The 14,074-nt window shown below is 70.4% G+C and carries 12 protein-coding genes; 5 read left to right on the top strand and 7 right to left on the bottom strand.

The window, feature by feature from the left end; all coding sequences use genetic code 11:
• Window positions 1-21: 21 nt before the first annotated feature.
• The 3 genes from ureG (at window position 22) to ABZT04_RS12855 (ending at window position 3,199) form a co-directional block, all read left to right on the top strand.
• Window positions 22-699, top strand: a complete 678-nt coding sequence (gene ureG, locus ABZT04_RS12845) for an urease accessory protein UreG (protein WP_356056047.1) — start codon at window positions 22-24, stop codon at window positions 697-699.
• Window positions 687-1,454, top strand: a complete 768-nt coding sequence (locus tag ABZT04_RS12850) for an urease accessory protein UreD (protein ID WP_356056049.1) — start codon at window positions 687-689, stop codon at window positions 1,452-1,454. The genes ureG and ABZT04_RS12850 overlap by 13 nt, the downstream gene beginning before the upstream one ends.
• A 164-nt stretch (window positions 1,455-1,618) precedes the next feature.
• Window positions 1,619-3,199 carry an alpha/beta hydrolase gene (locus tag ABZT04_RS12855; protein ID WP_356056192.1) on the top strand — a complete coding sequence of 527 codons (1,581 nt, stop codon included), beginning with the start codon at window positions 1,619-1,621 and terminating at the stop codon, window positions 3,197-3,199.
• Window positions 3,200-3,291: 92 nt separating this feature from the next.
• Here ABZT04_RS12855 and ABZT04_RS12860 read toward each other — a convergent pair whose 3' ends face one another.
• The 7 genes from ABZT04_RS12860 to ABZT04_RS12890 all read right to left on the bottom strand — a co-directional run bounded on the left by ABZT04_RS12860 (window position 3,292) and on the right by ABZT04_RS12890 (window position 12,873).
• Complete coding sequence (locus ABZT04_RS12860) at window positions 3,292-4,011, bottom strand: lysophospholipid acyltransferase family protein (protein ID WP_356056051.1); 720 nt, start codon at window positions 4,009-4,011, stop codon at window positions 3,292-3,294.
• Window positions 4,012-4,182: 171 nt separating this feature from the next.
• A complete protein-coding gene (locus ABZT04_RS12865; protein ID WP_356056194.1) occupies window positions 4,183-6,024 on the bottom strand; it encodes an alkaline phosphatase family protein in 1,842 nt (613 codons plus the stop codon).
• A gap of 231 nt (window positions 6,025-6,255) precedes the next feature.
• On the bottom strand, window positions 6,256-7,473 hold the full coding sequence (gene efeB, locus ABZT04_RS12870; RefSeq protein WP_356056053.1) for an iron uptake transporter deferrochelatase/peroxidase subunit: 1,218 nt from the start codon (window positions 7,471-7,473) through the stop codon (window positions 6,256-6,258).
• Window positions 7,470-8,735, bottom strand: a complete 1,266-nt coding sequence (locus ABZT04_RS12875; RefSeq protein ID WP_356056055.1) for an EfeM/EfeO family lipoprotein — start codon at window positions 8,733-8,735, stop codon at window positions 7,470-7,472. The genes efeB and ABZT04_RS12875 overlap by 4 nt, the downstream gene beginning before the upstream one ends.
• Before the next feature lie 1,474 nt (window positions 8,736-10,209).
• Window positions 10,210-11,436, bottom strand: a complete 1,227-nt coding sequence (rocD, locus tag ABZT04_RS12880; RefSeq protein WP_356056057.1) for an ornithine--oxo-acid transaminase — start codon at window positions 11,434-11,436, stop codon at window positions 10,210-10,212.
• Window positions 11,433-12,245 (bottom strand): dimethylargininase, encoded by an 813-nt coding sequence (gene ddaH / locus ABZT04_RS12885; RefSeq protein WP_356056059.1) that lies wholly within the window; start codon window positions 12,243-12,245, stop codon window positions 11,433-11,435. The genes rocD and ddaH overlap by 4 nt, the downstream gene beginning before the upstream one ends.
• Window positions 12,246-12,369: 124 nt before the next feature.
• A complete protein-coding gene (locus ABZT04_RS12890) occupies window positions 12,370-12,873 on the bottom strand; it encodes an Lrp/AsnC family transcriptional regulator (RefSeq protein WP_356056061.1) in 504 nt (167 codons plus the stop codon).
• 88 nt (window positions 12,874-12,961) lie between these two features.
• Between ABZT04_RS12890 and ABZT04_RS12895 the strand changes: the two genes are divergently transcribed.
• Both ABZT04_RS12895 and ABZT04_RS12900 read left to right on the top strand, forming a co-directional pair.
• Window positions 12,962-13,711 carry a response regulator transcription factor gene (locus ABZT04_RS12895; protein WP_262059630.1) on the top strand — a complete coding sequence of 250 codons (750 nt, stop codon included), beginning with the start codon at window positions 12,962-12,964 and terminating at the stop codon, window positions 13,709-13,711.
• Window positions 13,712-13,713: 2 nt separating this feature from the next.
• The gene (locus ABZT04_RS12900) at window positions 13,714-14,073 is read left to right on the top strand and encodes a hypothetical protein (protein WP_356056196.1); all 360 of its coding nucleotides are present in this window, start codon (window positions 13,714-13,716) and stop codon (window positions 14,071-14,073) included.
• Window position 14,074: the final 1 nt, after the last annotated feature.

A 14,074-nucleotide genomic window follows, 5' to 3' on the forward strand; every position in this document is an offset into this window, starting at 1 on the left:
AGAACAGAAGGAGCCGCACTCATGCACCTCGACCACACCCACGACGGCCCCGCCGCCGTCAGCGCCGACGCCCGTCGTCCCGACGGCACCCGCCGCGCCCTGCGCATCGGCCTCGGCGGGCCGGTCGGCTCGGGTAAGACCGCCACCGTCGCCGCGCTCTGCCGGGCCCTGCGCGACGAGTTGTCCCTCGCCGTCGTCACCAACGACATCTACACCCGCGAGGACGCCGAATTCCTGCTCCGGGAGGCCGTGTTGCCGCCCGAGCGGATCACCGCCGTGGAGACCGGCGCGTGCCCGCACACCGCGATCCGGGACGACATCTCGGCCAACCTCGAAGCGGTCGAGGACCTGGAGGACGCGGTCGGACCGCTGGACCTGATCCTCGTGGAATCGGGCGGGGACAACCTCACCGCGACCTTCTCCAAGGGACTCGTGGACGCGCAGATCTTCGTGATCGACGTCGCCGGTGGCGATGACATCCCGCGCAAGGGCGGGCCCGGCGTGACCACGGCCGACCTGCTCGTGGTCAACAAGACCGACCTGGCGCCGTACGTCGGCTCCGATCTGGGTCGGATGGCCGCCGACGCGAAGGCGCAGCGGGCCGAACTGCCCGTCGTCCTCCAGTCGTTGCGGACCGAGGCGGGCGTCGCCGATGTCGCCGCCTGGGTGCGGGCGCGGCTCACCGCGTGGACGGCGTGAGCGCGACCGGGGTACGGGCCACCGCGCGGATCGCGGCCCGCGAGGACGGGCGGGGCGGTACCGCGCTGCCTGTCCTGGCGGGCGACGGGCCGCTCGCGCTGCGCCGGACCCGGGCGAGCGGGTCCGAGGCGCGGGTCATGCTCGTCGGGGCGATGAGCGGGCCGCTCGGCGGGGACCACTTCGCCGTGGAGGCGGAGGTGGAGCGCGGGGCCCGGCTGCGGGTCGGCTCTGCCGCCGCGACCATCGCGCTGCCGGGGCAGGCGAAGGGGGAGTCGCGGTACGAGGTGCGGATCGACGTCGCCGAGGGCGGTGAACTGCACTGGCTGCCCGAGCAGTTGATCTCCGTGCGGGGGAGCGACCTGCATGTCACGACTCGGGTCGAGCTGGCCGCCTCAGCCCGGCTCGTGCTGCGCGAGGAGCAGGTGCTCGGGCGGGCCGGTGAGGAACCCGGGCGGCTCACCAGCCGGCTCGCGCTACGGATCGCCGGACGCACCGTCCTGGACCAGGAGTTGGCCTGCGGTCCCGGAGCACCGGGCGGCTGGGACGGGCCCGCCGTCCTCGCGGGACATCGCGCGGTGGGTCAACTCGTCGTCGTACGACCGGAGTTCACCCACGAGCCGCCCGCCGCACGCATGCTGGGGGAGTACGCGGCCCTGGCGCCGCTCGCCGGACCCGCCGTGCTGGTGACGGCCCTCGCGGCGGACGGGCTGCGGTTGCGGAAGGTGCTGGACGAGGCGTTGGTGGCGCTGGGGTGAGTATCCGCTGAGCGGTACGCGCATTTCCGCTTATCGGATTGGTAAAGAAGGTCAACTGCCTCTGTTCTCAGGTGGCTCATAGCCGCGAGGATCCTCCGAGACCATGTCGCAACGATGTACGGGGAGGGGCCCACTTGAGGTACACCAGACCGAAGGGCCGGGTGATGGCGTTCGGTTCGGCCGGATTCGCGGCGGCGGCACTGATAGCCGGAGCCGTCGTGGCACCCGCGGCGAACGCGCAGAGCGGCCACACGGCCGGCGGCGGTCAGGATCGTGCGGCCGCCCGCGGTGCCGCGCTCACGGCCGCGCGCGCCGCCAAGGCCGGGATCAACTGGCAGGACTGTCCCACCGACTGGGCGCTGGCGAAGCCGGTCCAGTGCGGCTGGGTCACCGTGCCGATCGACTACACCAAGCCCGACGGCAAGAAGATCAAGCTCGCCGTCGACCGTGCCGTCAGCACCGGCACCAAGGCGGAGCACCAGGGCGCGCTCGTCTACAACCCCGGCGGGCCGGGCGGCTCGGGCATGCGCTTCCCGCTCCGGGTCACCACCAAGAACCCGCTGTGGGTCAACACGTCCAAGGCGTACGACTTCGTGGGCTTCGACCCGCGCGGTGTCGGCCACTCGGCGCCCATCTCCTGCATAGACCCGCAGGAGTTCGTGAAGGCGCCCAAGGCGGACCCGGTACCGGACAGCACGGCCGACAAGAACGCGCAGCGCAAGCTGGCCCGTGAGTACGCGGACGGCTGCGCCGAGCGCACCGGCACCACCATGCTCGCGCAGATGACCACGCCGAACACCGCGCGCGACCTGGACGTCATCCGCGCCGCCCTCGGCGAGAAGAAGCTCAACTACCTGGGCGTCTCCTACGGCACCTACCTCGGCGCCGTCTACGGCACGCTGTTCCCGGGCCACCTGCGCCGGATGGTCGTCGACAGCGTCGTCAACCCGGCGCGCGACAACATCTGGTACCAGGCCAACCTGGAACAGGACATCGCCTTCGAGGGCCGCTGGAAGGACTGGGAGGACTGGGTCGCCAAGAACGACGCGGCCTTCCACCTGGGCACCACCCGCGACGCGGTCCAGGCGAAGTGGCTCGAACTGCGCGCCACCGCCAAGAAGAGCCCGCTCGGCGGGGTCGTCGGTCCGGCCGAGCTGATCGGCTTCTTCCAGAGCGCCCCGTACTACGACTCCTCGTGGGTGCCGGTCGCCACCGCCTTCAGCAAGTACTTCGCCGGAGACACCCAGGCGCTGATCGACGCGGCCTCGCCCGACCTGTCGGACACCGCGGGCAACATCACCGCGGAGAACGGCAACGCCGTCTACACGGCCGTCGAGTGCACCGACGCCAAGTGGCCCACCAGTTGGGCGAAGTGGGACAAGGACAACACGGCGCTCAACAAGAAGTACCCGTTCATGACCTGGGCCAACGCCTGGATGAACCTGCCGTGCGCCACCTGGCCGGTCAAGCAGCAGTCCCCGGTCGAGGTGAAGACCGGCAAGGGTCTGCCGCCGGTGCTGATCGTGCAGTCCACGCGTGACGCCGCCACTCCGTACGCCGGCGCCGTCGAACTGCACAAGCGCTTCAAGGGCTCCCGCCTGATCACCGAGAAGGACGCGGGCTCCCACGGTGTGACCGGTCTGGTCAACCCGTGCATCAACACCCGGGTGGACACCTACCTGTTGACCGGCAAGCTCGACACCGCCGACGTGACGTGCACCCCGCACGCGACGCCGGTGCCGTAGGCAGCAGAAGTCGTAAGCAGCAGTAGTCGCACGTGACGAGGGGCGGCCGGTCCTGAACCGGCCGCCCCTCGCTCATGTCGTCTCGCGGGCTCTCAACTCAGCGGCAGGCGCGGGAACTTGCGCTCCTTGGCCGCGGCCGCCTCCTCCGCCTTCACGACGGCCGCGTACTGGTCGACGTACTCCTGCTCGGAGAGCTTGAGGATCGCGTACATGATCTCGTCGGTGATGGCGCGCAGGATCGCCTTCTCGTTCTCCATGCCTTCGTAGCGGGAGAAGTCGAGGGGCTTGCCGAAGCGGATGGTCACGGGGTGGATGTTCGGGATGACCTTGCCCGGCGGCTGGGCCTCGAAGGTGCCGATCATCGCGCACGGGATGACGGGGACCTGGGCCTTCAGGGCCATCACCGCGACGCCGACCTTGCCCTTGTAGAGGCGGCCGTCGTGGGAGCGGGTGCCCTCCGGGTAGATGCCGAGCAGTTCGTCCTTGGCGAGGACGCCGAGGCCTTCGCGGATCGCGGCCTGGCCGGCCTCCTTGCCGGAGCGGTCGACCGGGATCTGGCCCGCGCTGCGGAAGAAGGTCGCGGTGAGGCGGCCCCTGATGCCTGGGCCGGTGAAGTACTCGGCCTTGGCGAGGAAGGTGATACGGCGCTTGAGGACCGCCGGCATCAGGAAGTGGTCGGCGAAGGAGAGATGGTTGCCGGCGACGATCGCCGGGCCCGACTCCGGTATGTGTTCGAGGCCCTCGATCCGGGGCCGGAAGGTCAGCCTGAGCAAGGGCCCCAGAATGACGTATTTCAGGAGGTAGTAGAACAAGGGGGGTCGCTCCTCACTCCGGCGGGTCGGCTCGACCGACCTGTTCTCGCAGGTCACCCGGTACCTCGTGAGGTGCCAGTGTAGGGGCAGCCGTCGTCTGGTGGAACCGGCGACGGAGGGCGGCGAGATCTCTCTCGCCGCCCTCCGTCGTGTGGTTCACCCGGGGTCACGTCACAGCGACGCGGTGGTCCCCCTGGCGTGCGTCCTGCGGCGGTACACGGCGAACGCGGTGGTCGCTCCTACGGCGGTGAGGAGACCGGCGCCGACCGCGATCGGCAGGGTCGTGGAGGAGGAGGTGCTGTCGGCGACGTTCTGCGCCTTCAGGTCCTGGACGTACGCCGGGTAGGGGGCCTCGGTGGCCGTCGACGACGTCTGGGAGTAGTGCGGGATCCGCTTGACCGACTGCACGGAGCCGTTCGTGTTCAGCAGCACCTGCTTGTTGTTGGGGTGCCGGAAGTCGAACATGTTGCCCAGGCTGCCCGCGCGCTGGTCGAAGGAGGAGTCACCGATGCGCCCGGTGTGCCAGTTGTCCTCGATGAACTTGGTGATCGACGCCTGCTCGGTGGCGGTGTGGTCGATCTTGTTGACCTTGCTGTACGGCGAGATGACCAGCAGCGGCTGCCGGGTGCCGGGGCCGCAGCGGTCCGCGTAGCCGCCCTTGGCGGCCGGACCGGACTGGCAGGCGGGGCTGTCCGTGGCCTTGCCGTTGGAGCCGACCGTGGAGTCCTTGGAGCCGTTCAGCACCTTCGAGGAGACGTGGTCGTACCAGCCGTCGGAGTCGTCGTAGGCGAGCACGACCGCCGTCGACTTCCACTCGGGCGACTTCTGCAGCGCGTTGATCTCCTTGATCAGGAAGTTCTGCTCGTCGGTCGGGTCGGAGTAACCGGCGTGCCCGTCCTGGTACTCGGCCGCCTTCAGGAAGCTCACCGCGGGAAGGCTGTCGGCCTTCAGCGCGGCGTCGAAGTCGGTCAGGTCGTAGTTGTGGTTGGCCCGGCCGTTGTGCCCGATCTCGGCGACGGACTTCGGGGCCAGGTGGTGCGGGTTCGACGTCGACTTGTAGTACTCGAACGGCGAGTGGTGCGGGCTGTAGTCCTCGGAGGCCGCGCCGCCGACGTTGGTGTGGGTGGTGCCGGCGCACTTCGCGTAGTCGCCGCTCTTGCCGTCCCAGGCGGTGCTGGGCCGGAAGCCGCCCTGGAACCAACCCCAGCTCACGTTCTTCGAGTTGAGCAGGTCACCGATGTTCTTGCCCTGCATCACCGCGAGCGCGCTGGTGGCGGTGTGGTCCTTGTCCGAGCAGTCGTCGAAGGCCGGGTCGGGGTCGTTGATGACCGTGCCGACACCCTTGGCGTTCGGGGAGACCACGGCGTACGAGTCCGGGGTCGTCGTCTGCTTCGGGTTCGTGGTGCCGGACGCCGGGTCGACCGAGATCACGCCATGCGTCTGACCGGAGATCAGGTTGAGGGCGCCGGGCGTGGAGGGACCGAAGTTCGAGCTGAACGAGCGGTCGTTGAGGGAGTACTGCTGGGCGTAGTTCCACAGGCCCGTGACGGTGTTGCCGTCGTAGTAGTCCATCACCAGGCCGGGCTCACCGAAGAGGCCGGAGCACTTGTTGACCTCGGTGTTCTCGACGTACTTGTCGGCCTTGCCGCCGTCGGCCGCGTACTGCTCGGGGCCGTAGGAATGGTTCTGGTCGCAGGTCATCGCCTGCGAACTGCTCAGCCGGGTCGGCGTGTAGAGGTTCGGGTTCTTCTTCAGCAGCCCGGCGTTGAGCAGGTTGTCGGCCTTCGGCGTGTGCGCCGCTGCCTTGAACTTGGTGCCGTCGGTGTTCGCGGCCTGCGGGTAGGTCGCGAAGTAGTGGTCGAACGAGATGTTCTCGTCGTAGATCACGACCACGTGCTTGATCGGCGTCGACGTGTGCGTGCTGCCCGAGGGCTGGTGGCCGCCGGTGTTCGCCGCCGCGGGGACGACTCCGCCCGCGCCCGCCAGCGCCGCGGCGCCGAGCAGGGCGCCCATGCGCGTCAACCGGCGCCGAGCGCCCGGGTTTCTTCCTTTGCCGACTTTGCCGATCATGCTGTCTCGCCTTCCGGGAGCACTGGTTCTCGCTGTCACGCCGTGCGGGGCCGCGACACCTACGACCGAAGCCTCGGCAATGGTGACGGCGGGGCGGGGGAGCGGCAATGAAGCGCGAGCGAACGCCCGGTCAGGAAATTCTCATGGTCTGTTGGCCTGTTCTTGACCGTGCTCTCAGGTCAGCAGGCTCCGGCCCAGCCAGTCGGACGCGTCGCGCACCCCGGGCAGCGCGAAGAAGTAGCCGCCACCGTACGGCGAGATGTAGTCGACCAGCGGCTCACCGGCCAGCCGCTTCTGCACGGTCTCGAACTGCCGGGCCAGGTCCTGCTGGTAGCAGCAGAACAGCAGCCCCATGTCGAGATTGCCGTTGCTGTCCATGCCCCGGTCGTAGTTGTAGCCGCGCCGCAGGATGCGCTGGCCGGCGCTCTGCGTGGTGCGCGGGTTGGCGAGCCGGATGTGGCTGTCGAGCGGGATCACATCGCCCTGCGGATCCTGCGCGAAGTTCGGGACGTCCTTCTCGTGGTGTCCGTCCAGCGGGGCGCCGGTGTCCCGGGCGCGGCCGAACATCCGCTCCTGCTCGGTGAGGGAGACCCGGTCCCAGAACTCGACCAGCATCCGGATCAGCCGAACGACCTGATAGCTGCCGCCGGTCGTCCACGCCGGTTCGCCGCTGTCGCTCCCCACCCACACCAGGTCGTTCATGGCGCGGGCGTCGGTCACCGCCGGGTTCGCGATGCCGTCCTTGAACCCCATGTGGTTGCGCGGGGTGCCAGAGGGGCGCGGCGGACTGATGAACCCGTCCATCCGCCACCGGACTTGGAGACCCCCTCGGGTGTGCCGGGTGACATCGCGCAGGGCGTGCAGCACGGTGTCCGCGCTGTCGGCGCAGAACTGCGCGCTCACATCGCCGTGACACCAGTCGGCGTCGAGATCGTCGTCGGGGAACGACGGCATCGCGGTCAGCCGGTGAGGCACGCGCTTCGCCAGCCCGTAGCGGTCGTCGAAGAGCGAGGCCCCGACGCCGACCGTGACGCTCAGCCGGTCGGAGGGCAGGTCCGGGCCCAGGGTGCCGGAGTCGGCGGGCGGCGCGGTGATCCCCAGGTCCTCCGGGCTGCCGCCGGAGGTGAGGAAACGGGCCCGCTCGGTGAACGTCCGCAGCAGATCGGTGAGTTCGGACCTGTTGGCGGCGGTCGTGTCGAAGGACACGAACGCGGTGGCGCGTTGCGCGGGGGTGAGGATCCCGGCCTGGTGCGCGCCGTGGAAGGGCACGGCAGCCCGCGTCCGGACGGCGGCCGAGGCGGCACCGTGATCGGCGGCCACCAGTCCGGCTCCGGCCACGGCCGCCGCACCCGCCAGGAAACCCCGGCGGCCCACCTCTTCCACGCGCTTCACGCGGTCCTCCGTACGTCCGTGAGGGCGGCCACGTCGGCCAGCTTCTCGACCAGTCCACCGAGATCGGCGTCGACCTTCTCCCGCTGCGCACGGGAGAGTTGGGACAGCGGGGTCCACTTCCCGGAGTGGTCGGCCGCGTCCAGGGTGTGCTGGGCCCGGTCCATCCAGTCGCCGAGTTCGGCGAAGCCCGTGTCCCGGGTCTTCAGCAGCGGGCGCAGATACCCGAGCAGCACCCGGGTGCCGTCCAGGTTGGCGCGGGCGGCGGCGAGGTTGGTGCCGCTGCCGTAGTCGGTACGGCCGGTCAGCTCGAACTGCACGGTGTTCTCCAGGATTTCGTGCGCGCGCAGACCGGTGTCGGACGGATCCATCCGCTGGGTGGGCCAGCTCGTCTCCAACGCGTGGACGTCCTTGGCGAGTTGATCGGCCGGCCCGCGCAGTCCGCTCGCCGACTCGCCGTGCCACAGCCCGTACTCGACCCGGTGGAACCCGGTGAACCCGGCGTCCCGCTCCCCGCCTGCGAGGCCCGCCGTGGTGCCGTTGATCGCCCCGTCCAAGTCGCCGAACGTGCCGTAGGCGGCGCCCATCCGCTCGTAGACGAGATGCGCGGGCAGCCAGGCCCTGCGGGCCGCGGCGAGATCACCGCGGTCGACGGCGGCCCGCAACACATCGGTCTTCCGGGCGAGTTCGACGGTCTGGCCCTGGATCCACTTCTGGTAGGCGAGCGTCGGCGGGATCAACTCCTGCTGGGTGACGGGGAGCGCGGCCGGTCCGCTCCTCACCTTCGAGCCGGTGATCCGCACGGTGGGACCGGTCACGGCGTCGGCGTCGTCGGGCAGGCACTTGAAGGCGTACGAGCCATTGCCCAGGGTCACCCCGAGCGGCCGGACCGTCCCCGGCGCGAGCCCCTCGACCTCGCCGTAGACCGCGCCGGTCGTCGGGTCGGTCAGATACACCTCGGCGGCCTCGCCGGACGTGTTGTGCAACTCGAAGACCTGATGCCCTGCCTGCGGATGCGTCCAGCCGCTTCCGCACCCGGAGGTCGCGACCTCGACGGTGGTGTGCGGCAGCCCGTCGGCGGCTCGCCCCGGCCCCGCGCTCGCCCCGGACCCCCTGTCCGCCAGCAGACCGGCCCCCACACCCACCACGGCGACCAGGGCACCGGCGGCGAGCAGCACGGTACGGCGACGGGCGGCGGTCGCCGGAGCGGGCTCTGTCCGACCGGGCTCGGTCTCGGCGTCGGCGCCGCGCGCGGTCTCGGGCACGCCGGGCCTCCAGGGGGAGTCGTACGAAAGGGGGGTGATACCAGCGATCTTATGAGCGCTCCACGTCCCCCACCGCGCCCCTTGACCCTGTTCTGACCGGCGGGCGGGACAGAATTCCCCCGGGGTTCACCCACCGGCCCGCGACCATCACGGTCCGCCGACCACCTGCACACGATGCGCTACGACCGCCCCGCCCCTGCCGGGAACAACCCGGACCCGTCCGACGCTCCTCCTGATACCTCGCCGGATATTGAGAGAAGGGTCGTGGACAAGATGGTTCGGTCAGGGCAGGAGCCGCTCCCGCCGTCGGTTGAAGCCCCACTGGTGACCACCTGCGGCCGCCACGTCGCCGTGAAGCGCCTACGACTGGCGATCCCGGAACTACCGATCACCCGCGTCACCTTGGACGTGGGCCCGGTCACACACGGCGAACCCGGCCTGTGGGCGTCCCTGACCGTGGACGAGGCCCGGGACCTGGCGCGTCGGCTGCTGGCGCAGGCTGCGTTGGCGGATGCGGGGGGGGGGCGTGGGGAGCGTGGGGTGGTGGGGGGATAGTTGCTGGGGGTGGCGTGTTGTGGCATGTCGGTGGTGATGGGGGGCTGGTTCGGGGCGGGAGTTGCTCCCCTCCGTCCGGCGAAGCGCCGGTGGTGACCCCCTCGGGACAGGCGGGTTCCGCCCCGCCCGACGCCGCTCTTGCTGCGGAGCGCGGCGGTGCGGTGGGCAAATACCCGCTGCGGCACGGGAGTTGTGTGGCGTCGCGGCGCCCGAGACGCCCCGCCTAGGTCCGGAGCAGCTCCCGTCACCCGGCGAAGCCCGATGGTGACTGGGTCCGGTGACCGGGTGGGTGCCGCCTGCGTCGCAGAGGGAAGCGCGGCGGCCAAGCAGCCAAACCCAGCGCCTGACAGGCAGCCGTCGACCAAGCAGCCGGTCCCGCGAAGGGCCGGAGCAGGTCCCGCCACCCGGCGAAGCTCGATGGTGATCGCGTCCGGTGACCGGGTGGGTGCCGCCTGCGTCGCAGAGGGAAGCGCGGCGACCAAGCAGCCAAACCCAGCGCCTGACAGGCAGCCGTCAACCAAGCAGCCGGTCCCGCACAGGGCCGGAGCAGCTCCCGCCACCCGGCGAAGCCCGATGGTGACCGGGTCCGGTGACCGGGTGGGTGCCGCCTGCGTCGCAGAGGGAAGCGCGGCTGCCAAGTAGCCAAACCCAGCGCCTGACAGGCAGCCGTCGACCAAGCAGCCGGTCCCGCGCAGGGTCGGAGGAGCTCCCGTCACCCGGCGAAGCCCGATGGCGACCGCGTCCGGCGGCCCGGTCGGCGCCGCCTGCGCCTCAGGGGTAAGCGCGGCGGCCAAGCAACCATCCCAGCCCCTGACAAGCAGCCGCTCCCGCCCAGGAGTTGCCGGGCCCCGCCACACAGACCCGGCTGGACCGATCCCCGTGCACCGATCCAGCCGACCCGCCTATCACGCCCCCTGCACTACACCCCCCGCGTCAGCACCTTCTCCAACGCCCCCACAGCAGACCGGAGTTCATCCGCCGTGATGGTCAGCGGCGGTGCCAGTCGGATCGTGGAGCCGTGGGTGTCCTTGGCGAGGACGCCCTCCCGCATGAGGCGTTCGCTGATGTCGCGGCCGGTGCCGATGGTCGGGTCGATGTCGACGCCCGCCCACAGGCCTCGGGCGCGGAAACCGATCACGCCCCGGCCGACCAGATCCACCAGACCGGCCCGCAGCACCTCGCCCAACTCCGCCGCCCTGCGCTGGAATTCGCCGGTCTCCAGGAGTTCGACGACCGCGGTACCGACCGCCGCGGCGAGGGGGTTCCCGCCGAAGGTCGAGCCGTGTTCGCCGGGCCGTAGTACGGCGAGTACCTCGCGGCGCGCTACGACCGCCGACACCGGCACGATCCCGCCGCCCAGTGCCTTGCCGAGGAGCAGTACGTCCGGGACGACGCCCTCGTGGTCGACGGCGAGGGTGCGGCCGGTGCGGCCCAGGCCCGACTGGATCTCGTCGGCGATGAACAAGCAGCCCTTGCGGGTGGTGAGTTCGCGGACGCCGGACAGGTAGCCCGGGTCCGGGATGATCACCCCCGCCTCGCCCTGGATCGGCTCGATCATCACCGCCGCCGTCGTCTCGTCGACCGCCGCCTCCAGCGCCGCCAGGTCGTTGTACGGGACGATCCGGAAACCCGGCGTGAAGGGGCCGAAGCCCGCCCGCGCCGTCTCGTCGGTGGAGAAGCTGACGATCGTCGTCGTACGGCCGTGGAAGTTCTCCGCCGCGACGACGATGGTGGCCCGATCGGCCGGGACGCCCTTCACGTCGTAGGCCCATTTGCGGGCCACCTTGATGCCGCTCTCGACCGCCTCCGCGCCCGTGTTCATCGGCAGCACCATGTCGAGGCCGGTCAACTCCGCGAGCCGCTCGGCGAATTCGGCGAGCCGGTCGTTGTGGAAGGCGCGCGAGGTGAGCGTGAGTTGGTCGAGCTGGCGATGCGCCGCCTCGATCAACGCGGGGTGGCGGTGACCGAAGTTGAGGGCCGAGTACCCGGCGAGCATGTCGAGGTAGCGGCGGCCCTCGACGTCCTCCACCCAGGCGCCCTCGGCGCGCGCGACGACCACGGGCAGCGGGTGGTAGTTGTGCGCGAGGACCGGTTCCTCGGCGCGGATGAGGTCGGCGGACGTACGGGCGGCGGCGGGTGCGGTCATGAGCGGATCTCCTGGGTGCAGCACTTGATGCCGCCGCCGGCCTTGTGGAACTCCGACAGGTCGACGGGGACGGGGACATAGCCGTGACCGGCGAGACGCGCGGCCAGAGCCTCGGACTGAGGCGCGATGAAGACATGGCGGCCGTCGGACACGGAGTTGAGGCCGAACGTCATCGCGTCCTCCCGGGTCGCGAGCACCGCGTCCGGGAACAGCCGCGCCAGCACCTCACGACTGCCCGGCGAGAACGCCTCCGGGTAATAAGCGATGTTGTCCTCGTCGAGTACGAACAGCGCCGTGTCGAGGTGGTACAAGTACGGGTCCACCAGCGTCAGGCTGATCACCGGGACGCCGAAGAACTCCTGCACCTCGCGATGCGCCTCCCGGGTCGTGCGGAAACCGGTGCCGGCCAGCACATAGCGGCCGGTCGGGATCAGGTCACCCTCGCCCTCGCTGACCGACTCCGGGCGGTACACGTCGTAGCCCGCCGCCTTGAACCACATGTCGTAGTGGTCGGACTCGGGGCGCCGCTCGGGCGCGTGGAAGAGGGAGCCGAAGACGCGGCCGGCGACGACGACCGCCGAGTTCGCGGCGAAGACCATGTCCGGGAGGCCGGGGGCCGGGGGCACGGTGTCGACGGTGTGGCCGTGGGAGCGGTAGGTGTCGATCAGCGTCCGCCACTGCTCCTGGGCGAGATCGACGTCCACCTGGGTGTCGGGATGCATCCAGGGGTTGATCGCGTACTGCACGGCGAAGTGTCTGGGTTCACAGACGAGAAAGCGCCGCCGGCGCCGCACACGGGTCTCGGGCACAGAGGGGTTCCTCCGCTTCCTGTGATGTCGACTGAGGGTTGACATCACGGTAGGAAACGACAGATACGGGCGACAAGGGATGAACGCTGCGCGTCCGCGCAGGAACGCTGCGTCTTTCGTGGCGTCAGCGCATGTCTGATGCGTCGTCGGGAGCCGGATGGGTCGCGCCCGCCTCCGGGCTCTCCGGGAGGAGATGGGACAGCACCATCACGCTGATCGTCTTCCGGATGAACGGCTCCTGCCGGATCCGCTCCAGCACCTCCTCGAAGTGGTCCACATCGGTCGCCCGCACGTGCAGCAGCGCGTCCGCGCCGCCGGTCACCGTCATCGCCGCGGTGATCTCCGGATAGTTGCGCACCACCTCCGCGAGCCGCCTGGGGGGCGCGGCGCCCTCGCAGTACACCTCCACGTACGCCTCCGTGCGCCACCCGAGCGCGGACGGTTGCACGGTCGCCGTGAAGCCGGTGATCACCCCCGTCTCCCGCAGCCGGTCCACCCGCCGCTTCACCGCCGTCGCGGACAGCCCGATCGCCGCGCCGATCTCGGCGAAGCTGCTCCTGGCGTTCGCCATCAGCGCGGTGATGATCTTCCGGTCGAGGTCGTCGAACGGGGTGGTCCTGCTGTTCATGTCGGCACTGTATCCAGCGCGAACGTCCACGCAGGGCACACGCAGGACACATGTCCAGGCGTACGAATTCCTCCTACACTCCACGTTCATGCTGCGCGCCCTCGCCGTCGACGACGAACGCCCCTCGCTGGAGGAGTTGCTCTATCTGCTGAACGCCGATCCACGCATCGGCAGCGCGGAGGGCGCGGGCGACGCGACCGAGGCGCTGCGCCGCATCAACCGCGCCCTGGAGTCGGGGCCGGCCGGACCGGAGGCCATCGACGTCGTCTTCCTCGACATCCAGATGCCCGGCCTCGACGGGCTGGATCTGGCACGGCTGTTGACGGGATTCGCGCAGCCACCGCTCGTGGTGTTCGTCACCGCGCACGAGGACTTCGCCGTACAGGCCTTCGACCTCAAGGCAGTTGACTACGTGCTGAAACCCGTCCGCAAGGAACGGCTCGCGGAGGCGGTACGCCGGGCAGCCGAACTCGGGGGCGCCGCACCGCGGATACCCGTGCACGAACCCGACCCCGACCACATAGCCGTCGAACTCGGCGGTGTCACCCGCTTCGTGGCCGTCGACGACATCACCCACGTCGAGGCACAGGGCGACTACGCCCGACTGCACACCGACCGGGGCAGCCACCTCGTCCGCATCCCGGTCTCCACCCTCGAAGACCGCTGGCGCTCGCGCGGCTTCGTCCGCATCCACCGCCGCCATCTCGTCGCCCTGCGCCACATCGGCGAACTCCGCCTGGACGCGGGCACGGTGAGCGTTCTCGTGGGCGGCGAGGAACTCCAGGTCAGCCGCCGCCACACCCGCGAACTGCGGGACCTGCTGATGCGGAGGTCATGACGGTGCCCCAGGACCCCACCGAACGCCGGGTCGTCGTCACCGGCCCGCCCCGCCGCACCCGCCGCGCCTCCTCCTACTCCCGCCCACGCACCGAGATCGACGAACAGACCACCCTCGGCCACACCTACGTCCGCTCCCTCATGCGCACCCAACTCCGCGCCGCCCTCACGGTGTTCGCGGTCCTGGTGCTGCTCGTCGGCCCGCTGCCCCTGGTGTTCGCGGCGACCCCGGACTCCCGCCGCCTCGCCTGGCTGGTCCTCGGCTTCTGCCTCTACGCCCCGCTCGTCCTGCTCGCCCTCTGGTACGTGCGCCGCGCCGAACGCAACGAACGCGACTTCGTACGCCTCGTAGAGGACCGCTGAG

The organism is Streptomyces sp. NPDC005492, from assembly GCF_040605995.1.
In the GTDB taxonomy this organism is placed as follows: domain Bacteria; phylum Actinomycetota; class Actinomycetes; order Streptomycetales; family Streptomycetaceae; genus Streptomyces.

Bases quoted from the DNA above. Each gene is read 5' to 3' on its own strand.
- rocD (WP_356056057.1), bottom strand. From the start codon at position 11,436: ATGACCGCACCCGCCGCCGCCCGTACGTCCGCCGACCTCATCCGCGCC.
- ABZT04_RS12865 (WP_356056194.1), bottom strand. From the start codon at position 6,024: ATGGGCGCCCTGCTCGGCGCCGCGGCGCTGGCGGGCGCGGGCGGAGTC.
- ureG (WP_356056047.1), top strand. From the start codon at position 22: ATGCACCTCGACCACACCCACGACGGCCCCGCCGCCGTCAGCGCCGAC.
- ABZT04_RS12855 (WP_356056192.1), top strand. From the start codon at position 1,619: ATGGCGTTCGGTTCGGCCGGATTCGCGGCGGCGGCACTGATAGCCGGA.
- ABZT04_RS12895 (WP_262059630.1), top strand. From the start codon at position 12,962: ATGCTGCGCGCCCTCGCCGTCGACGACGAACGCCCCTCGCTGGAGGAG.
- ABZT04_RS12890 (WP_356056061.1), bottom strand. From the start codon at position 12,873: ATGAACAGCAGGACCACCCCGTTCGACGACCTCGACCGGAAGATCATC.